This is a genomic window from Protofrankia sp. CiT1 (assembly GCF_917627335.1).
Taxonomy (GTDB): domain Bacteria; phylum Actinomycetota; class Actinomycetes; order Frankiales; family Frankiaceae; genus Protofrankia.
The window spans coordinates 48,926-75,086 of the sequence record NZ_CAKJTP010000003.1; the positions used below are offsets into that span (position 1 = coordinate 48,926).

The 26,161-nt window shown below is 66.4% G+C and carries 25 protein-coding genes, 1 tRNA gene and 4 pseudogenes; 11 read left to right on the top strand and 19 right to left on the bottom strand.

Going from position 1 to position 26,161, the window contains the following annotated elements; genetic code table 11:
- Window positions 1–27: 27 nt before the first annotated feature.
- Window positions 28–771 (bottom strand): response regulator transcription factor, encoded by a 744-nt coding sequence (locus MJ785_RS01195; protein WP_239310915.1) that lies wholly within the window; start codon window positions 769–771, stop codon window positions 28–30.
- A gap of 186 nt (window positions 772–957) precedes the next feature.
- A complete protein-coding gene (locus tag MJ785_RS01200; RefSeq protein WP_239310914.1) occupies window positions 958–2,226 on the bottom strand; it encodes a mechanosensitive ion channel family protein in 1,269 nt (422 codons plus the stop codon).
- Window positions 2,227–2,548: 322 nt separating this feature from the next.
- On the opposite strand from MJ785_RS01200, the gene MJ785_RS01205 reads away from it, so the two are divergent.
- Together MJ785_RS01205 and MJ785_RS01210 are read left to right on the top strand one after the other, a co-directional pair.
- The gene (locus MJ785_RS01205; RefSeq protein ID WP_239310913.1) at window positions 2,549–3,064 is read left to right on the top strand and encodes an HNH endonuclease; all 516 of its coding nucleotides are present in this window, start codon (window positions 2,549–2,551) and stop codon (window positions 3,062–3,064) included.
- Window positions 3,065–3,433: 369 nt separating this feature from the next.
- A complete protein-coding gene (locus MJ785_RS01210; protein WP_239310922.1) occupies window positions 3,434–3,847 on the top strand; it encodes a globin in 414 nt (137 codons plus the stop codon).
- 133 nt (window positions 3,848–3,980) lie between these two features.
- Here the strand turns inward: MJ785_RS01210 and MJ785_RS01215 are convergent, their stop codons facing one another.
- The 4 genes from MJ785_RS01215 to ssb form a co-directional block, all read right to left on the bottom strand.
- Entirely contained in the window at window positions 3,981–4,304 is a 324-nt protein-coding gene (locus MJ785_RS01215) for a YciI family protein (protein WP_239310912.1), read from the bottom strand.
- Between the two features lie 49 nt (window positions 4,305–4,353).
- Entirely contained in the window at window positions 4,354–6,036 is a 1,683-nt protein-coding gene (ettA, locus tag MJ785_RS01220) for an energy-dependent translational throttle protein EttA (RefSeq protein ID WP_239379914.1), read from the bottom strand.
- Between the two features lie 218 nt (window positions 6,037–6,254).
- Window positions 6,255–8,153 carry a hypothetical protein gene (locus MJ785_RS01225; protein WP_239379915.1) on the bottom strand — a complete coding sequence of 633 codons (1,899 nt, stop codon included), beginning with the start codon at window positions 8,151–8,153 and terminating at the stop codon, window positions 6,255–6,257.
- 357 nt (window positions 8,154–8,510) lie between these two features.
- The gene (gene ssb / locus MJ785_RS01230) at window positions 8,511–9,149 is read right to left on the bottom strand and encodes a single-stranded DNA-binding protein (protein ID WP_239310909.1); all 639 of its coding nucleotides are present in this window, start codon (window positions 9,147–9,149) and stop codon (window positions 8,511–8,513) included.
- Between the two features lie 405 nt (window positions 9,150–9,554).
- Between ssb and MJ785_RS01235 the strand changes: the two genes are divergently transcribed.
- Window positions 9,555–9,627: transfer RNA gene (locus MJ785_RS01235), tRNA-Arg, on the top strand.
- A gap of 157 nt (window positions 9,628–9,784) precedes the next feature.
- Here MJ785_RS01235 and MJ785_RS01240 read toward each other — a convergent pair.
- Window positions 9,785–9,937 (bottom strand): annotated as a pseudogene (locus MJ785_RS01240) (site-specific integrase); the annotation flags it as partial.
- A 270-nt stretch (window positions 9,938–10,207) separates the two neighbouring features.
- Window positions 10,208–10,585, bottom strand: coding sequence for a hypothetical protein (locus MJ785_RS01245; protein ID WP_239346164.1), 378 nt, complete (start codon window positions 10,583–10,585; stop codon window positions 10,208–10,210).
- A gap of 166 nt (window positions 10,586–10,751) precedes the next feature.
- On the opposite strand from MJ785_RS01245, the gene MJ785_RS01250 reads away from it, so the two are divergent.
- Entirely contained in the window at window positions 10,752–10,934 is a 183-nt protein-coding gene (locus MJ785_RS01250; protein ID WP_239346163.1) for an AlpA family transcriptional regulator, read from the top strand.
- 6 nt (window positions 10,935–10,940) lie between these two features.
- Here MJ785_RS01250 and MJ785_RS01255 read toward each other — a convergent pair whose 3' ends face one another.
- On the bottom strand, window positions 10,941–11,135 hold the full coding sequence (locus tag MJ785_RS01255) for a helix-turn-helix domain-containing protein (RefSeq protein WP_239313902.1): 195 nt from the start codon (window positions 11,133–11,135) through the stop codon (window positions 10,941–10,943).
- Between the two features lie 33 nt (window positions 11,136–11,168).
- Window positions 11,169–11,807, bottom strand: a pseudogene (locus MJ785_RS01260) (replication initiator); the annotation flags it as partial.
- Between the two features lie 289 nt (window positions 11,808–12,096).
- Between MJ785_RS01260 and MJ785_RS01265 the strand changes: the two are divergent.
- The 3 genes and pseudogenes from MJ785_RS01265 to MJ785_RS01275 form a co-directional block, all read left to right on the top strand.
- Window positions 12,097–12,504: a hypothetical protein gene (locus MJ785_RS01265; protein ID WP_239313900.1), complete on the top strand. Its 408-nt coding sequence runs from the start codon at window positions 12,097–12,099 to the stop codon at window positions 12,502–12,504.
- Entirely contained in the window at window positions 12,501–12,878 is a 378-nt protein-coding gene (locus MJ785_RS01270; RefSeq protein WP_239313898.1) for a helix-turn-helix domain-containing protein, read from the top strand. The genes MJ785_RS01265 and MJ785_RS01270 overlap by 4 nt, the downstream gene beginning before the upstream one ends.
- A 469-nt stretch (window positions 12,879–13,347) precedes the next feature.
- Window positions 13,348–13,784, top strand: a pseudogene (locus MJ785_RS01275) (DEAD/DEAH box helicase family protein); the annotation flags it as partial.
- A 400-nt stretch (window positions 13,785–14,184) separates the two neighbouring features.
- On the opposite strand, the gene MJ785_RS01280 reads toward MJ785_RS01275, so the two are convergent.
- From MJ785_RS01280 to MJ785_RS01295, 4 genes and pseudogenes are all read right to left on the bottom strand, one after another.
- Entirely contained in the window at window positions 14,185–14,565 is a 381-nt protein-coding gene (locus MJ785_RS01280) for a type II toxin-antitoxin system death-on-curing family toxin (RefSeq protein ID WP_239379916.1), read from the bottom strand.
- The gene (locus tag MJ785_RS01285; protein WP_239346158.1) at window positions 14,562–14,759 is read right to left on the bottom strand and encodes a ribbon-helix-helix protein, CopG family; all 198 of its coding nucleotides are present in this window, start codon (window positions 14,757–14,759) and stop codon (window positions 14,562–14,564) included. The genes MJ785_RS01280 and MJ785_RS01285 overlap by 4 nt, the downstream gene beginning before the upstream one ends.
- Before the next feature lie 309 nt (window positions 14,760–15,068).
- Window positions 15,069–15,593: pseudogene (locus tag MJ785_RS01290) on the bottom strand (site-specific integrase); the annotation flags it as partial.
- Window positions 15,594–15,651: 58 nt separating this feature from the next.
- The gene (locus tag MJ785_RS01295; protein WP_239379917.1) at window positions 15,652–15,984 is read right to left on the bottom strand and encodes a hypothetical protein; all 333 of its coding nucleotides are present in this window, start codon (window positions 15,982–15,984) and stop codon (window positions 15,652–15,654) included.
- A gap of 245 nt (window positions 15,985–16,229) precedes the next feature.
- Between MJ785_RS01295 and MJ785_RS01300 the strand changes: the two genes are divergently transcribed.
- Entirely contained in the window at window positions 16,230–16,499 is a 270-nt protein-coding gene (locus MJ785_RS01300; RefSeq protein ID WP_239379918.1) for a hypothetical protein, read from the top strand.
- Window positions 16,496–16,906, top strand: coding sequence for a type II toxin-antitoxin system VapC family toxin (locus MJ785_RS01305; RefSeq protein ID WP_239312271.1), 411 nt, complete (start codon window positions 16,496–16,498; stop codon window positions 16,904–16,906). The genes MJ785_RS01300 and MJ785_RS01305 overlap by 4 nt, the downstream gene beginning before the upstream one ends.
- Window positions 16,907–17,505: 599 nt before the next feature.
- Here the strand turns inward: MJ785_RS01305 and MJ785_RS01310 are convergent.
- Complete coding sequence (locus MJ785_RS01310) at window positions 17,506–17,787, bottom strand: hypothetical protein (RefSeq protein ID WP_239312273.1); 282 nt, start codon at window positions 17,785–17,787, stop codon at window positions 17,506–17,508.
- 180 nt (window positions 17,788–17,967) lie between these two features.
- On the opposite strand from MJ785_RS01310, the gene MJ785_RS01315 reads away from it, so the two are divergent.
- Complete coding sequence (locus MJ785_RS01315; RefSeq protein WP_239312275.1) at window positions 17,968–18,174, top strand: ferredoxin; 207 nt, start codon at window positions 17,968–17,970, stop codon at window positions 18,172–18,174.
- 395 nt (window positions 18,175–18,569) lie between these two features.
- A complete protein-coding gene (locus MJ785_RS01320) occupies window positions 18,570–19,931 on the top strand; it encodes a pyridoxal phosphate-dependent aminotransferase family protein (RefSeq protein WP_239379919.1) in 1,362 nt (453 codons plus the stop codon).
- 98 nt (window positions 19,932–20,029) lie between these two features.
- Here MJ785_RS01320 and aat read toward each other — a convergent pair whose 3' ends face one another.
- The 4 genes from aat to MJ785_RS01340 form a co-directional block, all read right to left on the bottom strand.
- On the bottom strand, window positions 20,030–20,875 hold the full coding sequence (aat, locus tag MJ785_RS01325) for a leucyl/phenylalanyl-tRNA--protein transferase (RefSeq protein ID WP_239312281.1): 846 nt from the start codon (window positions 20,873–20,875) through the stop codon (window positions 20,030–20,032).
- The gene (locus MJ785_RS01330; RefSeq protein WP_239379920.1) at window positions 20,866–23,187 is read right to left on the bottom strand and encodes a bifunctional diguanylate cyclase/phosphodiesterase; all 2,322 of its coding nucleotides are present in this window, start codon (window positions 23,185–23,187) and stop codon (window positions 20,866–20,868) included. Before MJ785_RS01330 ends, aat begins: the two co-directional genes overlap by 10 nt.
- Before the next feature lie 945 nt (window positions 23,188–24,132).
- Window positions 24,133–24,906, bottom strand: coding sequence for an SDR family oxidoreductase (locus tag MJ785_RS01335; protein ID WP_239313617.1), 774 nt, complete (start codon window positions 24,904–24,906; stop codon window positions 24,133–24,135).
- 163 nt (window positions 24,907–25,069) lie between these two features.
- Window positions 25,070–26,053: a pirin family protein gene (locus MJ785_RS01340; protein WP_239377011.1), complete on the bottom strand. Its 984-nt coding sequence runs from the start codon at window positions 26,051–26,053 to the stop codon at window positions 25,070–25,072.
- Window positions 26,054–26,161 lie beyond the last annotated feature (108 nt).

Genomic DNA, 26,161 nt, shown 5'->3' on the forward strand with positions numbered 1-26,161 from the left:
TTCCGATGATGGTCATGGGCAGAACGGTCACGAAGCCGCGTCCCGCAGAACATAACCCACCCCGCGGACCGTGTGCAGCAGGCGCGGCTCGCCACCGGCTTCCAGCTTGCGACGCAGGTAGCTGACGAACACCTCGAGCGAGTTCGATGACGGCCCGAAGTCGTATCCCCAGACTCGCTCCATGATCATGGAACGGGAGAGCACCTGCCGCTGGTGGACGAGAAACAGCTCCAACAGGTCGAACTCAGTCTTGGTGAGCGTCAGTTCCCGTCCCCCGCGGGTCACCTGCCGGCTGCTCTGATCAAGACGGATGTCCGCGAAGAGCAGCGCGGGGGGCACCCCCGGAGCGATCCCCGCCTGATCCGTTCCCGTGAGACCCGCGGCAGCCGACGCCGCGGCCCGGGCGGACAGCGACGCCCGGCGGGTCAGCGCGCGCAGCCGGGCGAACAGCTCCTCGAGGGCGAAGGGCTTGACCAGATAGTCATCCGCCCCCACGTCCAAGCCGTTTACCCGGTCGGCCAGCCCATCACGGGCGGTGAGCATCAGAATCGGCAGGTCGTCGCCACGGCCACGCAGCTGGCGACACGTTTCCAGGCCATCCACCCGGGGCATCATCACGTCCAGCACGACGATGTCCGGCCGGTCGCGAGCAACCGCGTCCAGCGCCTCCATACCGTCACGCGCTGAACTGACCTCGTAACCCTCGAACCGCAGCGACCGCTCAAGAGACTCCCGGACCGCCGGCTCGTCATCGACCACAAGTACGCGCACACCACACAGTCTGCCCCCCGAGTCACGCGGCGCAGGCCGTCCGGAAGGACTCTCAGCATCGTCTACCGAGATCCTTATTCACGGTTCAGCCAGGGCAGGCCTGCTGGATCTTTCGATCGCGCGCCTGGACCCCTGGACGCCGCCGTATCGGGCGATATCAACCGGGTGCGATATCAACCGGGTGCGCTAACGCGCCACCGACGCGGGGCCAGTTGATCGGCCGACCGGTGACGGAGCCGGCCCGTCGAGTTCGGGGAGGGGAGCGCTCTCGATCACACGGGTGGCACCCGGAGCGGAACCGTCCTCATCGTCATCGCGATCGCTCAGCATCACGTCGTCATCGTCGTTGTCGACCATGACCACCTCGCTGCGCTGAACGCTGCCGAGCTCGATCCCCTCGGCGTCCAGCGCCGCCCGGACGCGCTCGCGCAGCGCGCGCGCGACATCCCACTGTTTAAGCGGCTGGGTCTTGGCGACCACCCGCAACGCGTACCCATCAGCGGTCATCGATTCCATGCCCCATATCTCGGGTTCGGCGATGATGATGGTGGCGAACTCCGGTTCCGCCCAGAGTTTGTCCGCGGTCGTCTTGAGAATCCGCTTGGCCTTGGCGACGTCGGTGTCGTAGTCCAGCGGGATGTCGAGCACCGTACGGGCCCATTGCTGGCCTTTGTTGCCCACCCGTGCGATCTCGCCGTTACGGACGTACCAGACCGTACCTTCGATGTCGCGCAGTCGTGTGACCCGCAGGCTCACCGCCTCGACGTTCCCGCTGACCGGTCCGACATCGATGACGTCGCCCACGCCGTACTGGTCCTCGAGCAGCATGAAGATGCCCGACAGGAAGTCCCGGACAAGATTCTGCGCGCCGAAACCAACAGCGACGCCAACCACTCCGGCGCTGGCCACGATGGGCGCGAGATTGATGTCCAACTCGCCGAGAATGGTCACGAACGCGATCCCGAACACAATCACCGACGTGATGCTGCGCAGCAGGGAACCGACCGTCTCGGCGCGTTGGCGGCGTCGCTCCAGCAGCACAGTGGGATCGCCGAAGGCGCCGAGAAGTATGGCGCGCCCGGACCGGAACAGCCCGCTCGGCCCACCGGCCGCGGCCCGCCGAGTTGTCCGGAAAATGAAGCGATGCAACATCGAGCGAACGAGGAAAGCAATCAGAAGAATCAACAAAATCTTCAGCGGCATGCCAAGAAAGACATTGGCGCCACCGGCGAGATACTCGCTGTGAGTCAGATCAAAAACCGTCCTGCACAGCACACCGGGCTTTTGCCCGCATGCGTTCTGGACCGCACCGAAGATCTGATCAAGACTGGGAGTGATGGGAGCGTCGGACGGGCTCGGGGTCGGCACGGGCGCCGCGGGCGAGGGTGACGCCTCGACCGCCGGAGTCAGTAACGACCCCAACGACTGAGCGAACACAGAGACGGAGTCGGCCACGACCGGATTCAGCTCCTCACAGATAATCGATCCTATAATTGATCTTCAAGCGGGACCGCATCCGCGGGCACCGCACGGTGCCCAGTCTTACCGACGCGCGACAGCCGCGGGCCAAGAGGTCGACGCCCGGAAATAACACGCAGCATCCGAACAGGCACGCAAAGTAGATCAAATGCGGGCAAAGTTGCGCAGTGTGTCAACGATTACCTAACGACAATCGCGAACCCACTCGCGTTCGGGCCCCGAAGGCGGTTGACTGTCTCAGTGTCACCGGTGGCTAGCTTGTGACGGCCGCCACCCGGTAGGGCGAGGAGGTCGGCGCGTGACAGAAGCGCTGGTTCTCAATGCCACGTATGAACCGTTATGCGTGGTCTCACAGAGGCGTGCGCTGGTGCTCGTGCTCACTGAGAAAGCAGTCATGGTCGAGGCCGGAGATCGGGTTCTCCACTCCGTGACGTACACGGTCGAAGTGCCCGTGGTAGTGCGCTTGGCCCGATTCGTCCGCGTGCCGTACCGGTCTCAGGTACCACTCACCCGTAAGGGAGTACTGGCGCGTGACCATCACCGCTGTGTCTACTGCGGTGCGCCTGCGACATCACTGGATCACGTCATCCCCCGCTCTCGTGGGGGCGCGCATGTATGGGAGAACGTGGTGGCGGCCTGCGGCCGCTGCAATCATTTGAAAGCCGACCGGGCTGTAGCCGATCTTGGCTGGCGGCTTCGCACGGCTCCCAGAGCGCCGAGCGGAGCCGCTTGGCGCATTCTTGGCAGCCGCCGGATGGATCCGCGCTGGTCGCGCTACCTCAGCTCGGACGGTGACGAAGCCGCATCCGCCTGACTCCCGCTCCTGGTCCTGGTCCTGGTCCTGCCCCTGCCTCTGCTCCTGGCCAGCCGGCCATGGGGGCGTGGCAACCGCCCGTCCCGCACGCCCCTCAGCACCGGCCCGCGGCCAGTCATCCCCACCACACGATGGGCGCGCAACGCACGATTGCTTCAGCATGCCGTACCTGCCGCTGGTCACCGCCGTGCTGACCAGCGGCAGGGCTTCACCGGCACGGCGGGCGGCGCGTCGCATGGCGGCGAGATCCCACCGGGGGACGCTCCGAGCGACCGCCATCGCGCGGTCCGCCCCAGCGAGCCGAACCTCATGGTCCGTACGGATCCCGTTCCCCGTATCACGCCGACGGCCCGCGATCCGGCGCGCAGAATAGTCAACGTGACTCAGCGACCGTCCATAACCCGCCCGACGGATACCTTCTACGACGCGGTCGGCGGTGAGGAGACGTTCCGCCGGCTGGTGGCCCATTTCTACGCAGGGGTCGCCGAGGACCCGTTGCTACGGCCGCTCTACCCCGACGAAGACCTGTCCGCGGCTCAGGAACGGCTGCGGATGTTCCTCGTCCAGTACTGGGGTGGACCATCGACCTACAGCGATCAGCGTGGTCACCCACGCCTGCGGCTGCGTCATGCCCCCTTCGCGATCGGCCCGGCTCAGCGGGACGCCTGGCTGATCCGCATGCGTGCCGCCGTCGACGAGCTGAAGCTGTCTCCGGAGTACTTTGAGCCGCTGTGGGATTACCTGACGATGGCGGCCAACTCACTGGTCAACCGCCCGGAATGAGCCGGCGGCCCCGGCCTTGGCCCCGATCCAGGCCCTGCCCGGTCTGGTGCTCGGGTGGCCGGGGCCGGCCGCGGTGCACAGCAGCATTACGTCACCGCACCATTACGTCACAGCACCGTCGCGGCCGGACCGCTCAGCCGGACCGACGCGGGGCACGGAAGCCCGAGACGAACGGGATGACCTCGATCACCAGATAGCCCGCCCGCACCAGCGGATCCGCCTCGGCAGCGGCACGGGCCTCGTCCAGCGAGCCGGCCTGGAACAACAGCACCGCCCGCAACCGCGTGCCAGGTTCGGCTGACCCGCCATACAACACGAGCGACCCGGCGGCCCGAAGCGACTCCAGGTACTCCAGGTGCTCGGCATGCCGCCGGTCATACTCCGCATCCTCACCGGACGATGGATGCGCTCGCCCCTGCGTGAGTACGACCAGTTCGTAGCGGTTCAACGCGGCCATGGCTTTGCTTCGCGGCCAAGCGGTGGAACGACAGGCAACAGGGGCGCTCCTACTCGCGAGTGAGCTTACGGTAGGTCATCCGGTGTGGACGGGCCGCCTCAGCGCCAAGGCGTTCGATCTTGTTGACCTCGTAATCCGCGAAGTTCCCCTCAAACCAGAACCAGCGAGCCGGGTCGGCCTCCGTCCCCTCCCAGGCAAGAGTGTGCGTGGTGACACGATCCAGGAACCACCGGTCATGCGAGATCACAACCGCGCATCCCGGGAACTCCCCCAGCGCGTCCTCCAGCGACCGCAGCGTCTCGACATCAAGATCATTTGTTGGTTCGTCGAGCAGCAGAAGATTGCCGCCCCGCTTGAGGGTCAGCGCAAGGTTCAGCCGGTTACGCTCACCGCCGGACAGCACTCCGACCGGTTTCTGCTGGTCCGGTCCCTTAAAACCGAAGGACGACACGTAGGCCCGGCTCGGCAGCTCGATCTTGCCTACCACGATGTGGTCGAGCCCGTCGGAAACGACCTCCCATACGTTCTTCTTCGGGTCGAGGCCCGCGCGGCTCTGGTCGACGTAGGCGATATCGACCGTCTCACCGATGACCAGCTCGCCGGCATCGGGTGCCACCGCACCGGTCAGCATGGTGAACAGGGTGGTTTTTCCGACACCGTTCGGGCCGATCACGCCGACGATGCCACCACGCGGCAGGGAGAACGACAGATCATCGATGAGGACCCGGTCGCCGAATCCCTTGCGCAGCTTCTTCGCCTCGATCACCACAGCGCCCAGGCGCGGGCCCGGCGGGATCTGGATCTCCTCGAAATCGCGGGGACGGGCCTTGTCCGCCTCGGCCGCCAGCTCCTCATAGCGGGCGAGACGTGCCTTGCTCTTGGCCTGGCGGGCCTTCGGGTTCGACCGCACCCACTCCAGCTCCTGCGCGAGGACGCGCTTACGCTTCGCGTCCTTACCGCCTTCGACCTTGAGGCGGGCGGCCTTCGTCTCCAGGTACGTCGTGTAGTTGCCCTCGTAAGGGTAGGCATTGCCCCGGTCGAGCTCGAGGATCCAGCCAGCGACGTTGTCGAGAAAGTAACGGTCGTGCGTGACCGCGAGAACCGCTCCGGCATAGCGCGCCAGGTGCTGCTCCAGCCAGGCGACGCTCTCAGCGTCGAGATGGTTGGTGGGCTCGTCCAACAGCAGCAGGTCAGGGGCCTCCAGAAGAAGTTTGCACAGCGCGACGCGGCGGCGCTCCCCACCGGAGAGCCTGGTTACGTCGGCATCGCCCGGAGGCAGCCGCAACGCGTCCATCGCCTGATCCAGTTGGCTGTCGAGCTCCCAGGCATTGGCCGCCTCGATCGTGTCGATAAGCGCCGCCTGCTCGGTCAGGAGCACATCGAAGTCGGCGTCGGGCGCAGCCATCTTCTCGTTGATCTCCTCGTACCGCGCGAGGACCCCACGGATCTCCCGGACCGCGTCCTCAACGTTGCCGCGAACGTCTTTTTCCTCGTTGAGCGGTGGTTCCTGCGCGAGCATGCCGACGGTGAAACCGGGGCTCAACGTCGCGTCTCCGTTACTGGGCTGGTCAAGACCAGCCATGATCTTCAACAGCGACGACTTGCCCGCGCCGTTGGGACCGACGACACCGATCTTCGCGCCGGGCAGGAACGACAGGGTGACATCGTCGAGGACGACCTTGTCACCGTGGGCTTTGCGCACCTTGCGCATCTGGAAGACATACTGCGCCATGCGGTCAACCTTACGAGTCGGGCAACCTGACAGGTCAGGCGGCAACGCGGGTCAGGAGCAAACGCGGGTCAGGAACAGGAGTCTCCCCGGTGGGAAGACCGCCGAGGAGCGTTGGATCTTCCCGGCACGGGGCCACTATCCGCACGGGTGCGACACCAGGGTACGAGCCCGCTTCCCGGCCGTGTCCCGGGAACCTCCTTCCCACGGGACACCGACCATCAACCGACGCTCAGCCGAATAGCCGGCGCAAGCCCCGACCCCACCGCCCCGACCTGGCCGTCGGGGGCCACAACGCTGACACCCGCTCCCCCGTCGACGCGGACCGGAAGGTCCTGACGATCGAAAAAACGCTCGCCGCCACCGGCGGACGGAGTGTAGAACAACGCCAATATCACCGAATGGTCCGTTGCCGCGGATACCTGTGCCGTGGGAGCGGCAATGACCGTGGGAGCGGAACCGAGACCGGCCATCGTCACCCCGTCAGGGCTGACAGTAATCTTTCCGGTCACCGAATGGGACGGATCAACCGGATAGGACACCCGACGCCCATCGGCAGTCATCTCCAACCGGGCCGAGCGGGCCCCCGGCGGAACCGACGCGCGGACGACGACACCGACGCTCGGGCCGTCAACCACCCGCAGGCGCTCCAACCGAGCGGCCGATGATGACGCAAGTGTCCGATTGTATCCCTCCGCTAAGCGGAGCAGGTAGGCGGATCGGTCCGGATGATCGGCAAGAACCGTGAAGTCCGCACGGCCTCGTGACACCGCGTACAAGATTCGCGTGTCCATGCCAGGCGGGTTGGCCACCACCGACGTGGGATGCATGAGAAAGGCCGGATCCGCCGACACCATGACCAGCACCCGCCCAGGTTGAACCGCGACCATGTTCGCAAGATTTCGATCACGTCGGGTGAACGACACATTATCCTCGACCGCGAAAACAATTACAACGACACTCAGCCCGAAGCAGGCAGCGGCGGTAAGCCCACCGATCCGCGGCCGCGCGACAGTGAGATCGACCAATCCCCGAGCCCCGAAGAGAACAAGTGGAATGAGTATCGGCATGAGATAGAAAGGGCCGATATACCGGATTCCACCCCACAGCTCGGCCGCGTTCCAGGCACCCCAGAACACGATGTAACCGAGGATCAGCAGCACCGCGCCGGCCCCGAGCGCTAAGGTCGCCGCGGACAACCGTCGGCGGATAACCGCCGCGACCGACAACGCCGCCAGGAACACCCCGCCGAACGCCCAGAGACCGAGAAACCACAGATGGTCACCGATCGAGGTGAGCCCCTCAGCCAAGCCGAAACGGTGCGGAGGGTCGCCGGGAAAGAGACGCCGATCCCCGAACCCCAGCTTGTCATCGGGCTCAAGCAGCGCAAAGGGCAATCTGAAGGGGTTACCCGTTGCCATGGAGTTATAACCGAGCAATGCGGCAATCGGGACCACCAGCCCCGCGCCGAGCCAGCGCAGCAGCCACCGCCGCCGGCCGCGAGCTCCTCGGCTCACCGCCCACAGCACACATGGGCCGAGCATCAGGACGGTGTCGTAGGGCCGGACCGCGGCAGCCAGCCCCATCGCCAGCCCTGCCGCGGCAAGCGGCGCCCCGCGCCTGGTCCGCAGCCCCCGTAGCAGCCCGACAAGCACGCATTCATACAGCACAAGGACTGGCAGATAGGACAAGAGCAACGCGCTGTGCAGGATGATCAAAGGTGACAGCGCCAGCAGCCAGGCCGCGACGGCGGCGACCCGCCGATCGTCCAGCAGCTCGATGCCGGCATGGTAGGTGACCCCCACCGCGGCAGCGGCGAGGAGCCCGAGCCCCACGGCGGTGCCACCGGTGAGCACGAGACTCAACGCGTACAGCCCGGCAACCACAGGGGTGTACTTCAGGACGTAGTGGCCGTCAACGACCGCCGCCAGCCACGGTGCGTAGGAGGCGGCCGACCGCGGAGCCGGCGGAAACAGATGGCCACCCGCCAGCGTCTGGGCTTGCAGTCGGTAGAGGGCCTCGTCATTGTTGATCGACAAATACGGAAACAGGTAACGATTGATCACGATTGCCGCGACCGCGCTGAGCAGAGCCGCGACCACCACCGTCCGCCCCGGCACAGACACCGCGACCAAACGCGACCGCAAAATCACCAATGGCTGTCGCCCTGCCGCTCGTGGGATGGGCGAGGTGGCGGGCGGAGAATCGAGGCGGCCATTCGGCTCGTCCGAGCCGGGCAGACTCCTCCTACCGCCCGCTCCCCCGGATCCCGAACCGTCGCCAAGGCTTGCCAGCCCGTCGACGCGCCCACCCGGCACCTGAATGGAAGCCGGCATATCGGCGCCCCGCGCGCTGGTCACGGGCTGACGCTACCCACCGGCCGGACCCGGGCCGGGCCTGCACCCACCTCCTGGCCGTTTCGACAACGGTGGGCGCCCGAGCCACCGGCAACCCGCGGACCGCCGACTACCGTGACATCACACCGCCGCCGGACGCTGAGCCGGGATGACAGAAGGCGAGCCGTCGGGCTCCAGCGCCGTTGGCATCCCGCCGGGCACTGACCCGCTGAGAAACTCGTCCGCGCCCGCATGGGTGAAACCCCCGTCATGATACTCGGCACCGGTTCCGACGCCGGTCTGGCCATTGTGCACATCAGCCCTGCCTTCCTCGGCGAGGGGCTCGCATCCCAGCATGTTCCCGTCGCCTTCCGTAACCTCTGTGCTCTCTGCGCTCCCTGTGCTCTCCCGGTTCACGCGGACGACCCGCCGGACCGCGGCCGACTGGCGGGTCAGGTCAACCGCGACCGCGTCCGCATCCACTTCGTAGACGACTCGGCGGCTTCCGTCCTGGGTCTCGAACGACCTCTGGCGGAGTCGCCCGACCACGAGCGTCCTGTCCCCTTTGTGCAGCGAAGCGCCGACATTCTCAGCCAGGTGACGCCAGCAGGTGACGGTGACAAAGACGGTATGACCGTCCACCCAGCGGTTCTGCGACCGGTCAAACCGGCGCGAGGTGCTGGCCAGGCGCAGGGAGCAGACAGAGTTCCCATTCTGCGTGCATCGCACGTCAGGGTCGTCAACGAGGTTGCCGAGCAGCGTGACCGATGCTTCGATCATGGTCCCTCCAGGATCATGGTTGCTGACCTGCTTCCGTGGCGGACGGTCCGGCGGAACCCAGCGATGGCGATTGCCGTCTCGTCTCATGTCACACTGTGACCGTTGGCGACCGGTTCGACCTGTTCCCGCGATCAACTGTGGACAACGGGACGCCCCTCCACAGCGGTGACGCCAGCGGCGTGCACAACAGACCCATGTTGTGTCACATTGGACTTTTCCAGATGGCCGCCTCGACAAAGAGATCATCACGGTGACAGACGCAACCAGCTGACGACGGTGGAGCACGATTCTGTCTCTGTCAGTAACCAGTTGACACGGGACCCGCGACGATCGATTATTCCCCCGCAGCCTGGGTCAGAACCGCGCTGCGCGTTCGCTCCGGGCGACAAGCACAATAGGCGGTAAGCGCCCGTAGCTCAGCGGATAGAGCGAGTGCCTTCTAAGCACTGGGTCGCAGGTTCGATCCCTGCCGGGCGCACGAGCCGGTTGAGTGCGCTCGTCGACCTTCGGTTGGCTTCGTCACCAGCCGCGCTGTCTGCCGGGGGGCCAAACTCCCCGAACCCTCCACGATCACAGACGCCGTCCCGACACTGATCGGGACGGCGTCTGTGTAGCAACGGGTACAGCAACAGCCGTCAGAGTCGGGGCTCGGTCAGGTGGCTGTCGAGCTTGCCCAGTGCACGCCGTTTCTCCCCCATCGACGCATGCGCGTAGATCGTCATCGTGACCTCGATCGCCGAGTGGCCCGCGATGTCCCGGACGATGTGCGGCGGCACGTCAAGATCCAAACTGGTAGGCAGAAATGTTCGTACCGCGTCGAGTTCCTCGGCGGAGCCTTGGTCGATTCCGGGTCAGAGCGAGACTCGGTGAGGTGACGTCCGACGGTCGGGACTGTCCCGGTCCTCTGGGCGCGGGAGGGTCTGCCGGGGAACCGGCCGCGTCCAGGGCACTGACGTGTCACTGCATGATCAGCTTTCGCCGACCCTGGACCCGTCCGGCCCCCGGCAGATCAGGCGCCTACCAGAGGAACGGAAGAAAAAGTGCCCCTATGTCCTTCGTCATGCCAGGTCCGGAGGCCGGGAGCCCCGGCGGGGCCACGAAGAAGGTAACGGGGGAGAAACGAACGACCGCGACGACCGATCAGGACGGTTGGGTCTGCGCGGGAACCCTGCGGTACGAGGCGAGGTCGGGCGGGGTGCCGGCAAGGCCGTGCCCGGGATCGCCCGGAACACCAACACGACCTCGACATCCCCGAGCGCTTCGATGAACACCGCGTCGGTAGGAATCCTGACGGCGGTCCGAGCGAGGTCGAACGGGTCGGCGCCCGGCTTGACGGTCATCTCGTAGTAGCCGTGGCCGGGAGTGTCGAGGCGAACGAAGGGTTGTCCGTCCGAGGGGTCGCGCGGCGGGTCATAGGCAGGCGGAATGATGGGCATTGGGTCTCGCTCCCTTGTCTGTGAAGGGCCGGGATCAAGGTCCCGGTGTGGTGTTCGAGCACCCACCGGGACCGCTTACCGCGACTGGACGATCATCCAGCCATGAGAAACGACATACACACTCTGGACGGTCGTCCAGTAATGTCGGGCTATGTCGGATCACCTCATGGGCGCGGCGGAGATCGCGCAGCGGCTCGGAGTAGGCCGCACGCGAGTGAACCAGCTGCTGAAGGAAGACCCGACCTTCCCGAAACCGACCGCCACCCTGGCAGCCGGTCACATCTGGAACACCGAAGACGTAGAAGCATGGATTGCCGAACACCGGCCCTCCACCGATGACCGGACCTGACCGTCATCACGCCGCAGCCCCCCTCTCCGGGAGCCCCCGGAGCCGATCCACGTAGGCAACAAGCGCCGCCCGCGGGATGCGCCGTGCCCAGCCGATCCGGACGGATTCGAGCTGTCCGGCGTTGAGCAGCTCGTAGACAGTGGTGCGGCTGACGCCGAGCAGGTCGGCGGCTTCGGTGGTCGTGAGAAGAAGCGCGTGCACGGTTCCTCCCTCCAGTGATCGTCGGGTCGGGGTTCAGGCCGCGCGGGGCATGCCGGGGTCGGCTGCCGAAACCGGGCCGGGATGCCCGCGGGCCGTCCGTGCGGCACGGGCCGCGTCCAACTGGGTGCGCCAGTGGTGACTGTCCGCAACAGCCCGCAACAACATGTGTTCACGGCGCGGGGCGGCCGGATCACCCGGCCGGAGCAGCTGCCAGACCACCCGGTCGGATGTGCCGCCCTGACCACCACGTGCCTCGTTGCCGGTGTGGCCGAGGACCGCGAGCTGTTCCCGAACCCACGTCTTGCGATCTTCCCGATGGTCGGTGAGGGTCTTACCCGACCATTTCCGCGAGACCAGCACGCGGCGGCCGCCGAAGCCGAGGGTTTCCCGCCGGTGGGCCTTGCCCGTGCACCGCCCCGGCACCAGCCCGGCCTTCGGGTTCTTCGGCTGCACACCGTAGCGCAGCCAGTTCGCACACGTCGGCGCGCACGGCTCGAACCGCAGAGCGTCGGCAAGCCGCTCGACATGCGCACGCTGCACGTCGGTGGTGACGTCGTGACAGGTATCCAACGACTTGGTCGGATACCTGGTCAGGTAGCCGATCAACCGGCCGGTGTTGCGGCTGGTGGCGGTCACCCCGTCCGCGCGGACCTGCACCCCGAACCGGACCACAGGCGACCTACGCGATCATGCTGGCCACCGCCAGTATCGGCAGATTCCGGCCACGGCCCGTGTCCGTTGGGCCTGGATGCCTGGCTGCCCGCGAGTTCCCGGCGGCCGAATTTCCGGCCGGCCACTCTGGCGGTCCAGAGCTGCTTCAGCACGCCGCCCGGCCTGTCGATGCGACCCATCCACCTCCGTGGACACCCTCCGTCGCCGAACATGGGCGTGAGGTCGAATCCAGGTCGATCGACACACCCATGCTTTGCATGGAATATCTCCTTGATGTAATACTGCCGCGGTGGACATTGACTGGCCCGAGGACTTCGGCCGGTGGCTCGACCGCCTCGAGGAGGAGGCGGGTGCAGGCGACGAAGGCTCGCGTCTCCTGCTGGCCTACGCCGCTCGTGCCCTCGACCAGTTGCGGAACCTGACAGATCCGCCCACCCGGGACAGCGAAACGGCCACCCTGCGCTGGGTACGGCAGTCCCGCCGCTACCCGCTCTGGCGGGTCTCGCACGCCTACGACCCACGGGTAGCTGTCCGGCTGATCTGCTGGTTTCCTCCCGGGACCGGCACCGTGGTCGTCACGCTGTTCGCCGCCGACAAGGCCAGGTTGGGAGACGTCTTCTACGACGGAGCAGCCGCCAGAGCCGACCCCCTGATCGACCAGTGGAAGCGCGAGACCTCCTACGAGGAGAAGCCATGACAGAGAACGCCCCGCAGCTGCCGTCGAAGTTCGTCCGTGGCAACGACCACCTAAACCGGCTTCTAGCCGACCCCCAGCTCGCCGCCGACGTCGCCGAGGCCCACGTGGCGGCCGAGGAGATGGACCGGGTCCACGCCATGAACCTGGCGATGATCCGCAAGGCCGCGCAGATGACCCAGACAGAGGTCGCCAAGAAGCTCGGCGTCGGCCAGGCCGCTGTCTCGCGCCTCGAAAGCCGCGAGGACATGCTCCTGTCCACCCTCTACGACTACCTCACCGCCACCGGCGCCGACGCCGCCAGCATCGTCGTCACCGTCCACGGACGCCGCATCGAACTCGACCTCGGCATCATCCACGGCGCCCGGACCGCCTGACGACACGGACACCTCGACTGCGCGCGCCGAGACAGGGAGACGTGGGCCCGCGGGCGACGAACCAGCTCCACACCAGGAACGGCTACCCGACGTGGGGGCGGTTACGGGGAGCGCCCACCTGCGTCCGGCGCTCGATCAGGGCGCAGATCGGGAACGTTGTGGGCGGGCCTCGGTCCGGACGTGCCAGAAGGCCGCCGACGGTCCGCTCGGGTGATCGTCCGCGTCATAGCCGGCGCGAGCCCGGCCGTCGACCACCGTATGTGGGTATCTCATGGCGGTCGACGGGGGATCCAAACAGGGAAGCAATCGCTGGGTGCGGAAGAACCGAGACGCCAGCCGCCCACGGACACGGGGTTCAGGGCCGTGCCTCCACCAGCTTGCTCTCTGAAAGCGCGGCAGCGAAGCCCCCGAGGAAGTGAGCCTGCAGGACCCCGTACTCGGCGTTGAGCGGGCGTGGGAATTCCAGCCTGAAGCGACGCACGTCCTGCCGTTCAACATCGGCCACGACGGCGGGGCGGCAACCCGCCTGGTGCCGAGGGGCGGTCGGCGACGGCGTACCTGTGGGAGCGGGTCTGGGAGAAGGACGCCTGGCTCACCATCATCGGACGGCTGATGATCGTGGAGACCAGGGAGGAGTGGGACGTTACGACGGGGACGTCGGTGCGGCGCACCAGCATGCTCTTCCCGCGGTTCCACCAGTGGGAGGGCGTGACGACCATCGTCGACGCCGTGCGAGAGGAGGGCGTCGGCCACCGGTACCTGATCGAGCACTCGGCCGGGTCGGGGAAGACGAACACGATCGTCTGGACCGCGCACCGGCTGGCGCGGCTGCACGTGGACGACGAGAAGGTCTTCGACTCGGTCATCGTGGTCGTGGACCGGACGGTGCTCGACGGGCAGCTCCAAGGGCCGCTCACCCCCGGCCATAGACGCAGGTGGGAAGCGGGTCGCTGGTGGTGCCGGTTCAGCCCAGCTCTGGTGTAGCAGCGGCTGTGTACGTCCGCGGACGACTGCAGACACCGGTGCGACGCCGCGATCCGGACCAGCCTTGATACCGGGCGCACCCAAGATCATAGTCAAGGATGTGAGCTGCGAGAACGAGTTCGCGCACGATTCTGACGGCGGACGATGGCCGCACCGTACGCCGCTGGTCACAGCGGCCATGGGCCGTCAGAGCGAACCGAGGAACCCCAGGGCAGACATGCGGTGTACGCGACGACCATGGGCAGTGTCGGTCACGTCTTGGGTGCAACCTCCTCGGTTCGGACAGGAGCAGAGTCCGATACGGCGAGGCATGTCCAGGTCCTCACCGACGGCTCCGGGTCGCCCCTTCGAGGATCTTGGTGATGTCCTCGACGGAATCGAGGGCGCCGGAGGCGATGCTCACCACGAGGTCGTAGGCCTCGTCGTTGGTCAGCGTCAGGCGGCGGCCGTTGACACCGTAGAAGGCGATCAGACCGGCGAGCGCGAGCCGCTTGTTCCCATCGACGAGGGCATGGTTGTGAGCCAGCGAATGCAGGAGCGCGGCGGCCTTGCCGTCCAGAGAGGGATAGGCGTCACGGCCGAACACCGTCGCCCGCGGGCGCGCGAGAGCGGATTCGAGCAGGCCGTGGTCTCTGACCACCGGTTCGGAGCCGATGGCCCGCTCGGCGATGTACAACAGTTCGCGAAGCGTCAGATAGATCATTCGCCGAGCCGACGGAGCGCCTCCGCGTACCGCGGAAGCTCCTCGTCCAACACCTGATCCAGCAGCTCCGCCCGGCTGTGCGCCTCGACGTACTCTCGGATCGCCTGCCGAGCGATCTCCTGCATCGACCGCTGTTCCAGCTCCGAACGCAGACGCAGAGCCTCTGCCTCGTCATCCGTCAAGCGCAGTGTCATCGCCACAACCTCACGGTATCACCATTGATACCATCGTGGGGTCTCACAGCGTGGTCGCGGCGATCGACTCCTAGCCGATCTTCCTGGCGTTAGCGTTGCCGGCGTAGCCGGCCCGACGGATCTTCGCATGGGCAGGTTCGATGGAGACGGTCGGGCCGTTGACCTGCAGGTTTAGGTTCGCATTAGTGCTGGTTGGGTGCACTCGGGGATCAAGCCCGTATGCTGGGCCTTTCGATCCCCTTGTCATGCCTGCCAGGCGGCCGAGCCCCCCGGAACCCCCATATGTAGCAACGGGTGCGGCAACGGCTGTCAGGGTCGGGGCTCGGTCAGGTGGCTATCGAGCTTGCCCAGCGCACGCCGCTTCTCCCCCATCGACGCATGCGCGTAGATCGTCATCGTGACCTCGATCGCCGAGTGGCCCGCGATGTCCCGGACGATGTGCGGCGGCACACCAAGATCCAACAATAGCGTGACGCAGGTATGGCACAGCCCGTGGAACACCACGCCGTCGAGACCGGCCGCGCACCGTAGCGGCATCCAGAACCGCCGCAGGCTGTCGGGTTCGATCGGTGTCCCGATCGTCGTCGTGAACACGTGGTCCGTCGTGACCCATCGTTCGCCGGCCGCCGCACGCTCGGCGTTGTGGAGCTTGCGATGTTCCGCGAGCGCATCCGCGACCAGGCCCAGGAGCGGCAGGGTCCGTTCGGAATCCTCCGTCTTCGACGGGAACAGCCGCAGTTCCCCGCCGACCCGCAGGAGTGTGTGACGAACCGTCAGGGTCTCCCGGTCGGTGTCGATGTCCGACCACTGGAGACCAAGGAGCCCCCCGCGACGCGTTCGGTACCGAAGCGGATGTGTGCCGTGCCGCCGGACTCGGTGATCTGGTCTGTGCTCAGCGCGGCGATGCGAGAGAGTTGCTGGCCGAGAGCAGCAGCAGGGCCCCGGCGACGCGGTCGGTGCGCTCGAGGGTGCCGTCGTGCAGGAGCCGGGTGAGTAACGTGATGCGTTCGGTCTCGCTGGTCGCCGGTCCGGTCCGCCGCGGCCGGGGCGGGACGTTCATTCGCTGGATGTGACCGCGATCGGCCGCCCAGTCGAGGAAGTCGCGGATGTCGGCGGCGGCGGGACCGGTTGTGGTCAGCCAGATCTCGATGGTGGCCTGGTCGAGGCTGGTGGGCGTCGTGTCGCGGTCGTAGAGCCAGCCGAGGAAGCGGATCGCGAGGTGCACCCTGGTCTCGGCGTGTTGGGTCCAGGGCCGTGGGCCGTGGGCCGTGGGCCGTGGGCCGTGGGCCGTGGGCCGTGGGCCGTGGCGATGCTAAAGGGAGCACATTCAGGTTCTATTCCCGCCACGCCCTTCACAAGATCAGGATTTCCGGCCGGAGCGGCGGTGAAGGTTGAGCGCTGCCGGGGTCTGTGGATGCCTGTGACCGCCAGGCCGTAATGAGACGTCGGGCTTCCCGGGATGGAGACCACGTGTGTGGTACGGCCGGAGACAGGCAAGGCTCCTACACCGGCTGCATGAGCGTGCGCGAGGAAGCACATCGGCTGCTTGACGCGCTGCCGGAGGACCGGCTACCCGAAGCCGTGGAGCTGCTGCGGCAGTGGGCTGCCGTGGAGCGCGGCGAGCGCCCCCGTCGTCAGTTCCGTACGACGGCTCTCTTCGACGGCGAACCAGATCTGGGCGAGCGCGCCAAGGAAGGCATGCGCGAGGCCTGGGGTGACGAGAACCGCCGCAGCGCGTGATCGTCGTCGACACCGGCCCCGTGCTGGCGCTCGCCAACCGCAAGGACGACCATCACCGGCAATGCGTCGACCTGCTCCAGAACTTTCCCGGGCCGCTTCTGCTCCCAGCCCCGCTCCTCTCCGAGATCGGCTACCTGCTCTTCAGCCGGGCCGGAACGAAGGCCGAGGCCGACTTTCTGCGCGATGTGGCGGACGGTGTCTACGAGCTGGTGCCCGTCACGCCTGCCGACGCCCGTCAGGCCGCCGTTCTGGTCGAACGGCATGCGAGTCTTCCACTGGGCACCGCCGACGCCTTCGTCGTCGCGGTCGCCGAGAACTTCCAGGCGGTGCACATCGCGACGCTGGATCGCCGCCACTTCAGCGTGCTCCGTCCAAGCCACGTCCCCGCCTTCACTCTGCTGCCGTAGCCTTGGCGTTTGTATTGTCGGCGTAGCCGGCCTCGCGGATCTTCGCATGGGCAGGTTCAATGGACACGGCCGGGTCGTTGACCTGCAGGTTCAGGTTCGCATGAGAGCGACCGGCAATAGCGGTGTGGATCAAGGGGCGGGATTGGGGTGCGTGCGTCGCGAGGCGGAGGCGGGAACAATGCCATCACCTTGAGCTTGATCGCTGACGGTAAGCGCGCCCGAAGCCGGTGACGGTTGGTGACGGTGTTCGGGATGTCGCGACTCGCGACCCCGGCCAACGGCCAGTCTGATTCGAACACCAACTGTGCCGCCTCGTCTTTGTACTCCTGCGTGTGCTTCCGAGGTGCTGCCCCCATGACGCCTCTTCCTCTCGGGCAGTGGGCTTCAGGTCCGCTGTCCGCAGCACCGGGACCACTCCAGACCGGACTCTCGCTGTCCGGCCGGGCCGCCACAGGCTCAGCGGCCCATACCGAACCCCGCACAGGTCCTGCCGGAGCGAGATATCCGCCCGTCTCCTCACCAGGAATTGGATCCGATGTGACGGCATGACTGGGCACGTTCGCAGCCGCTTCGATCGGCCTCATGTTTCAAAGCGGTAACTAATCGATGACGAGACCACCGACAATCGACGGAATACCATCCAGGTAACGGAACAACCGAATCACCGCAACCTTCCAGAGCAACCTCACAAGGACGCCCGGGACGTTGGCCGGCCTCACACCGGCTGCCCGGAGAGCAGCGACACCGCGGTACGCCGAGGCCAGCACCTGCACCTTCGGACAGGCCTGGACGATCCGCCATGCCCTGGCACTCCTCCGCACGCCCGCTGTCACCACGGCGTCTCGCGGGAATCCCGCCATCCGGCCGTCGGCCCCGGCCACGGCGGGCATTCAGACCCATGGACTTTCCGGTCAGAATGGCCACGCCGAGCACCTGTCAACATACGTGAAGTGCGACCAGCCCGGCAGCCGGGCTGGCGGATAGAATCGTCCGGGTGGCTGCAACCAACGCTCACAACGAACGCGAGGTGTGATGTGGCAAGCGAAAAGAACCGACTTCCCATGAATGCTGAAGGCCCCTTCTTCGTCGACTCCGAATGCACTGACTGCGAAAACTGCCGCGGCGTTGCCCCGGATTTCTTCAAGCGCGATGACGCTCGCGAGGTCTACTACATATGCCGGCAGCCGTCGTCCGAGGAGGAAGAGGAGATGTTGTTGCAGGCCCTGGAGTTCTGCCCGGCTGAGGCAATCGGGCGGATCGCGGCGTAACCCACCGCGAACCACGAAAGTCGTGATCACGCTCTTCTCGCGGCGGGGTTCCTGTGATCGGACGGCTCCACGGAACCCCGACCGAGATCGTTAACAGCCGAGCCACGACCGGCCGCGACAGAACCGTCACAGCACGACTCGGCAGGCATACACCGCGCCCCGGCAAGCCGGCCGTACTCCAGCTGGCGCACATAGCAGCTGATAATGGATCCAGCCCACCACTCCCTCGAACACATACAATAAAAATATTGAACCATTATTACCAATAAAATAGCATTTGCCCGAATCGGCCAGCGGGGCAGCCGGCCCGGCCACCCGCCGATAAATACCCAAAAACAACGTCGCCCCGGAAAGCCACGCCGTAATGTGGGACCCTCATCTTTCGAGGAGGGGCGTTGTCCACAACTCCGGGGAAGCCACCCGCATGCCAGGCTTCGCCAGATCAACAGGGGCTCTACGACCGCATACTGGGCCGACCGCTCGGACCCCTGGCGGAGCTCGCCGGGCTACGAGACAGCCATCCGATGGTGGACTCGATTGTCGATGAAATCAATGGCCGCCGGATTCGCATAGGCGATCATTGGCTGTCGGATTTTGCATCCTGCAACTATCTTGGTTTCGATGTAAACCCAGAGATCATTGCGATGGTGCCGGAGTACCTGACCAAGTGGGGTACCCATCCGAGCTGGTCACGTATGATCGCCCATCCACGGCTGTTCACCGAGATCGAAGAAGAACTCACCGAGCTCCTCGGCGCCGAAGACAGCCTCACGATTCCCACGATCACGCACATCCATATGTCGGTCATTCCGGCTCTCGTCGGAGAAGGGTCGGTCTTTCTCGACCGGCATGCGCACCGCACGATTCACGACGGCTGCGCCATAGCGCGGGCCCGAGGTGGCACCCTGTACTACTTCGATGCCGAGAATCCCAGCCAGCTGGATGAGCTGCTGCGGGCGTGCCCCACCTACCCAAGACTGGTATGTATCGACGGCGTGAACAGTATGACCGGCAACACACCGCCGTTGACCGAGCTGCTGGCAGTCACCCGGGCGAACGACGCGATCCTCTACATCGACGATGCCCACGGTTTCGGCGTCATCGGTGAGCGCGGCCGAGCCGAGATCAGCCCGTACGGTTTACGCGGTAACGCCCTTGTCCGCCATGTCGGGGAAAGCTATGACGGACTCATCCTGGTGGGCGGCTTCTCCAAGGCGTACTCATCCCTGCTGGCCTTCATCGCCTGCCCGACCACGGTGAAGAACTACCTCAAGGTGACTGCCGCGCCGTACGTCTTCTCCGGGCCGTCGCCGGTGGCTTCGCTCGCCACCGTGCTGGCCGGCTTCCGGCTCAACGCGGTGCGGGGCGACACCATCAGGGCCGATCTCCATCGCAAGACCGCCCGTGTTCTCGACGGTCTGGCACAACTCGGGCTGCGGACCTTGAACCGGTCCGGAACACCGATCATCGAAGTACCGATCGGCAGTCCCGAGGACACAGACGCCCTTGGCCTCCACCTGTTCGACCGCGGGATCTACATCACCATGGCACCCTTTCCATTGGTGCCCCGAGCCGATGTCGGAATCCGCATTCAGGTGACCGCGGCCAATACCGACGAAGAGATTACCCAGCTGCTCGCGGTACTCGCCGAGGTTGCCGCGATGTTCCCAGGCCCGCGGCCAGAACAATACGAACAGTCCGAGCATGACGGACCTGCGCCGCGCCGCTGGCCCAGCCAATGGACGAAAACCGTGTAGAGCGCTCCCCTCCGCTGACAGGCCGACGGCTGTACGGCCGTACAGCCGTACAGCCGCGGTTCACGCCGGGCGGCCGGCGGCCCAGTCGGCCTGGCTCGTCACGATGCGTCCGGCCCGGTCCGTCGGCTTGCTCGGGCGAGCTCGGCCAGGCGCCGCACGGACAAGCGGTCGCGAACCAGCTTCACGTCCGTGTCCCGCGCATCATGCAGAACCGCCAGAAACCGTTCTCGCGGGATCTCCACGGCGCCCATGGAGCCGGCGTGCGCGGTCACGAACTGCACATCGACGAGCCGACCGCCGGCCCGCACGAAGCGTGCGTCAAAGTCGACCAACGCGACCTTGGACGCGTCGGTATGCGCGTGGAACATGGACTCAGCCATGAAGACGGCGCCGACGAGCACACCGAACATCCCGCCGACAAGATCGTCGCCCTTCCACACCTCGACGCTGTGTGCCCAGCCGAGCCGATGCAGCTGAAGGTAGGCGTCCGCGAGCTCAGGCGTGATCCACGTGGGTCGGCCACCGCGGCCGCAGCCACGGACGACATCGGCGAACGCCCTGTCCAACGTGGTGGTCCACGCGCACGCACGCATCCGTCTGAACAACGAGTCGGACACATGCACGCCGCCGACGGGCAACACGCCCCGTGGGTCCGGGCACCACCAGGGCAGGTCAAGATCTGGCGGGTCATCCCCGGCGAGGTTGAAGATACGCCCGTCAGCGACGGCGGCGCTGAACCGGCGGCGTGTGGCCGCGCCCTCGACCGGGTCTCCGCCCGGGACCGGGAAGGGGAAAGCTCCCCGCCGATACGCCCCGATCAGCACCGCCGCGGTGAGCTCGCCCCCGACCGCGATGGGTAAGCCCGCTGGCTCGCCGTGTTCCGTCGCTGGCAGCCCGTCCCATGGCGACGGCCCCGGCGGCTCGGGTGAGCCGGTCAGGTCCATGTGTGACCCGCGCGAACAGGTTCGGCCACGGCGTCCCGGCCCGCCTCCACCTCCACCTCCACCTCCACGGATTCAACGGCCAATGCGGCACAACCAGCTGACAAACGGTGATCATTACGATGCCAGAGCAGCGGCGTCAGCTCCTCGGCGGGCTGTGGGCAACCCAGGTAGAAGCCCTGCGCAAGATCACAACCAAACTCGGCCAGACGCCGCATCGTGCTCTCGGTCTCGACCCCTTCAACCACGATACGCAGGCCAAGGGAGTGTGCGAGCCCGACCGTGGACTGCACGATCGCCGCCGCCCCCGGATCGGAGTCCATGTGCATGACAAAAGATTTGTCCAGCTTGAGAATATCCACCGGGAGCTCCCGCAGATAGGACAGGGACGAGTATCCCGTCCCATAATCGTCCACGGCAATGTGGATTCCCATCTCCCGCAGGGCCATGAGCACGGCCGCGGTACGGATCCGGTCAAGCATCAGGGCTGTTTCAGTGATCTCAAACTCAAGCGCCCGCGCCGGCACCCCGTGCAGCGCGAGCAGATCCGCGACCTCGGTCGGGAATGCCGTGTCGAGCAGATTGGACGCGGAGAGATTGACCGCGACTCCGATGTCCAGACCAGCGTCCCGCCAGCGACGGGACTGCCCCAGCGCGAGGCCGAGAACCTCCAGCGTCAGCGTACGCATGAGCCCGGTGTGCTCGGCCAGGGGCAGGAACACATCGGGCGGGAGAAGGCCCTTGGTGGGATGTTCCCACCGCACGAGCGCCTCCACCGCATGACAGCCACCGGTGCGCAGGTCGATCTTCATCTGGTAATGGACCCGCAGCTGATCCTCGCCGAGCCCGCTGCGCAGCGCCTCGATGATGTCCAGGCGATCCGGGGTGTGCACGTCCACACCAGGCTGGTAGTACTCGACCCCGGAGCGGGCGGCTTTGGCCGCGTACATCGCAACATCCGCTCGCTGCAACAGAACGCTCGCGGCGACCGCGTCGTCCGGGTAGAGCGCGGCCCCGATGCTCGCGTCCACGTGCAGGGTGACCGCGCCGACCTCGAAGGGGCCCTCGAGCGTGGCCAGCACCCTTTCGGCGACCATCTTGGCCACCGCCGCATCCGCATCTTCCAGGAGCACGGCGAACTCATCCCCACCGAGGCGGGCCAACAGGTCCTCCGGGCGCAGCGCCGCCGCGATCCGCCGCCCGACGAGCTTCAGCAGATCATCGCCGACGGGATGGCCAAGGGAATCGTTGATCTCCTTGAAACGGTCAAGATCAAGAACGAGCAGCGCGAACCGACGGGCCCCGGCGCCAGCGCCAGAGTCCAGCCCGTTGAGGCGTTCGAAGAAGCCACGACGGTTGGCCAGCCCGGTGAGCTCGTCGGTGCGGGCCTGCAGCTTGGTCTCAGCGAGCTGACGGACCTCGGCAAAGGTGATCCCGGTCCGCACGAGCGCGGCCAGAACCGTGGCGGCCGCGAGCGTGACGGTCACGGGCGGCAGCCGCGTTACCGCTCCGAAGACCAGGAGCCCAAGCGCGGCAATCGCGAAGATGGCTGGGATGGCCAGCACACCCCACCCGACGAGGCCCTCCGTCTTCTCCCGCGACGGCCGTTGCCAGGCGGCGTACGCGGGCAGAACCAGCGCCAGTGCCCACAGCACCTCGACCGGCCCGCCCGGGGAGTAGTGACCGCTGGCGACCTCGCCGACCACGACCGTATCGGCGGCCGCAAAGATAATCAGCGAGCCGCCGAGGAGATACCACACCCTTTCGAGCCGCCAGCCCAGCAGACCGAACACACTCACGACGAGCACGAGCAGCATCAGATCGGCAAGGGGATAGGCGAGATTGAGCTCCACCGTCGACATATTGGTCGCGCGGACCTTACCGATGGCACCGACAGCCAGGCCGCTGGCAAGCGCCGCCACCCCGAGAGCGCCCACCAGCGCGTCAAGCCAGACGCTGGGATGAAACCGGGACACTCGTTTGCGCATCAGCAGAATCACAGCTACATATGTCGCGATATAGAACAACAACCAGCCCGCGTCGGCCAGCGATGGCGACAGTTGCGGATTGCGATTGGCGACCCGTGTCGTGAAGTAAATCGTCCCGGCGCCGTAGCACAGAAGACCGGCCCCGATCGCGACCCACGCGGCCCGTTCACCACGCACAAGATTGGCGCGCACAAGGCACATGACCCCCGCCGCCAGGCTGAAGCAGTTGCCGAGCCAGCGATCGACCCCGTTGACTATGATCGATGTGTCGCGCAGGCCGGCGAGAGTGGTGGCCACGAAGAATACCGCAGCCGCCAGGAGCGCCACGCGGCCCGCTCGGACCACTCGCAATCGGCGAGCGGCATGTACTGAAGTCGTCAAATGATCATCCCCCCACGATCAGATCGGCGGGGCATATTCTGACACTCCGGGCGCTATTCTCCCTCAACAAACCACCAATCAGCCCGAGACCCCGGGAACCTTCACGATCGCCCCAATTTTTACCAACTGACAGTTGACCAACTGACGGCTGGCCGGCTGGCAGCGGCTTCTTTGTGGACCACTCCGGCGCGGCAGTGCGGCACCGGCCCGTGGCAGCGGTATGCCGACGTCCGATTTGCCACCCCTGACTACTGACAGCGTCCGTCAGTGAAAAATCCTGCGGACGAACACCCGTAGCTCCTCCACCCCTACCCGGGACTCGGCAATCCAGTCCCGAGGCACGCCCTGAGCGACCCATTCGCGACTCGTTCACCCCGAAGAGCTGGCACAGGCCCACGGCGTGTTTCGCAAGCCGTCGTTCGATCAGGGAGCCGGACAGACGGCTTGCGAAACACGCCCTAAGAGCGCCGGGCAATAGGGGACGCCGCGTCGCGGGGTTGGGGCACGCACCTCGCGTCATCGCTCCCCGTCCATCGCCGCGCGATGCACGGGTACCCGGCTCGTCAGTCGCCACCCACCACCTCCGGTGGCTGCCTCCGCCGCCTCGCGATGCACGCACCCCAACCCCACTCCTTGATCCACTCCTCTATTGCCGGGCGCTCTAAGTAAGTGGTCGCCGCCGGAAGTTGTTCGGGGGTGCCGGATGACAGACGGATGCATCGTGCGGCGGAGAAGGCCCAAGGAGCGGTGTTCTACCTGGGCCGACGACAACGAGGCGAGGCGCCGTCTGGCGCCGGCAGACCCTGGACGAACTTCTAGCGGCGACCGCTAAGAGCGCGTGTGAGATCGTCATTCCGGCTCACTGATCGAAAGCCCGATCTCACACACGCTCTAAGCTCCCAGGGCACTTGCTTCAACACCACCGGTCAGCGAGAGACCGCCGTCGACGACAAGCGTCTGACCTGTGATCCACGCAGCCTCGTCCGACAGCAGGAAGGTGACCGCGCCGGCAACGTCGCGGGGCAGCCCGAGCCGCTTCAGCGGGTAGGCCGAAGCCACCTTGTCCTCCCGACCGGCAAAAAGCGCGGTCGCGAACCTGGTCTTCACCACGGCGGGCGCGACCGCGTTCACCCGGATCGCCGGGCTGAGCTCCATCGCGAGCTCGCTGGTCAGACGGATCAACGCGGCCTTGCTGACCCCGTACAGGCCGATACCCGGCGATGGCCGAAGGCCCGCGACGGAGGCCATGTTGACGATCGCGCCACCGTGCTCGCCCATCCAGGCGTCCCGTACGAGCCTGATCCAGGCGAGCGGCGCAAGCACGTTGACACCAAAGATCTTCATTGCCGCGGCCGGTTCGACGTCGAGCATCGGGGCGTGGACAGGGTTGATCCCGGTGTTGTTCACGAGTATGTCGATTCTTCCGAACGTCTCAAGGGTCCGGCGGACGGCATCCTGCTGATGGAGCGGGTCATCGGCTCGTCCCGCTACCGCGAGGGCCACCTCGCCGCCCCCCAGCTCCTCGACCGCCGCTTCCAGCGGTTCCGCCTGGCGAGCGGTGAGGCTCACCTTCGCGCCCGCCCGGACAAGCTCTCTGGCAACCTCAAAGCCGATGCCCCGGCTTGCGCCCGTCACGATAGCGACCTGATCGGTTAGCGAGACCACTGCTGTCCGTCCTCCTCTGGCTGGCACCGTCCATCTGCGCATCAAACGGTTCGTGCCACTTTGACAGGAGAACAGTGATCGCGCCGCCTCCGGCGGAGTCAGCCCGCGACACCTCCGGCAGGAGCGGGCCAGGCCCGCTGCCAGGGCGCTCGGCCGGGGCCGCTCAGCCAGAGCGCTGGGCCGCGCGGTGGGGCATCAGAGCGTTCGCGGGAATGACGCCCAAGCGTCCGGCCTGGTAGTCCTCCACCGCCTGGCGCAGCTCCTCACGGGTGTTCATCACGAACGGCCCGTACATCTCGACGTGCTCGCGGATGGGCTGCCCGCCCAGCAGCAGTACCTCCAGCATCGGGGCCGGCCCAGGCTGTGGGTCGTCAGCGACGAGCGTGAGGTGGTCACCTGGCCCGAACACGGCAAGCTGCCCGCGGCCGACCGGACGGCCCTCGCCACCGACCCGTCCCGAACCCGCGAGGATGTAGGCAAGCGCGTTGAAGCCGGGGTTCCAGGGGACCGTCAGCCGAGCGCCGGGGGACACCGACGCATGTGCCACCGCGATCGGAGTATGGGTGGAGCCGGGGCCCTGATGGCCACCGACATCCCCGGCGATGAGTCTCAGCAGCGCCCCCGCGTCCGGCGACGAGACCAGGCTGACCCGGTCGCCTTCGATGCTCTGGTACCGCGGCGGGCTGAACTTGTCGCGCCCAGGCAGGTTCACCCACAGCTGGATGCCGTGGAAGAGCCCGCCGCTGACGACAAGCTCTTCGGGCGGTGTCTCGATGTGCAGGATCCCCGCGCCCGCTGTCATCCACTGGGTCGCGCCGTCGGTGATGACGCCGCCTCCGCCGTTGGAGTCCTGATGCTGGAACGTCCCATCGATCATGTATGTGACGGTCTCGAAGCCCCGGTGAGGATGCCAGGGGGTGCCCTTTGGCTCGCCCGGCGCGTACTCGACCTCGCCCATCTGATCCATGTGAACAAAAGGATCAAGATCGGCAAGGCTGACACCGGCGAAGGCCCGGCGCACGGGGAAGCCTTCGCCCTCACGGCCCGACGGCGCCGTCGTCACCGAACGGACCGGACGGTCAACGGCACCGGCGAGCGGCGTCCCAAGACGCGGCAGGCTGGTTGTATCGGCGGTCACGGCAGGCATCGCGATCCTCCTGACAGTGAGCTAAATGTTGCCAATGCAACTATACGTTGAGGATAACCCCAGCTCACCCTGGTCGCTTCCCGATCAGCCCACGTGACAACCTGGCCT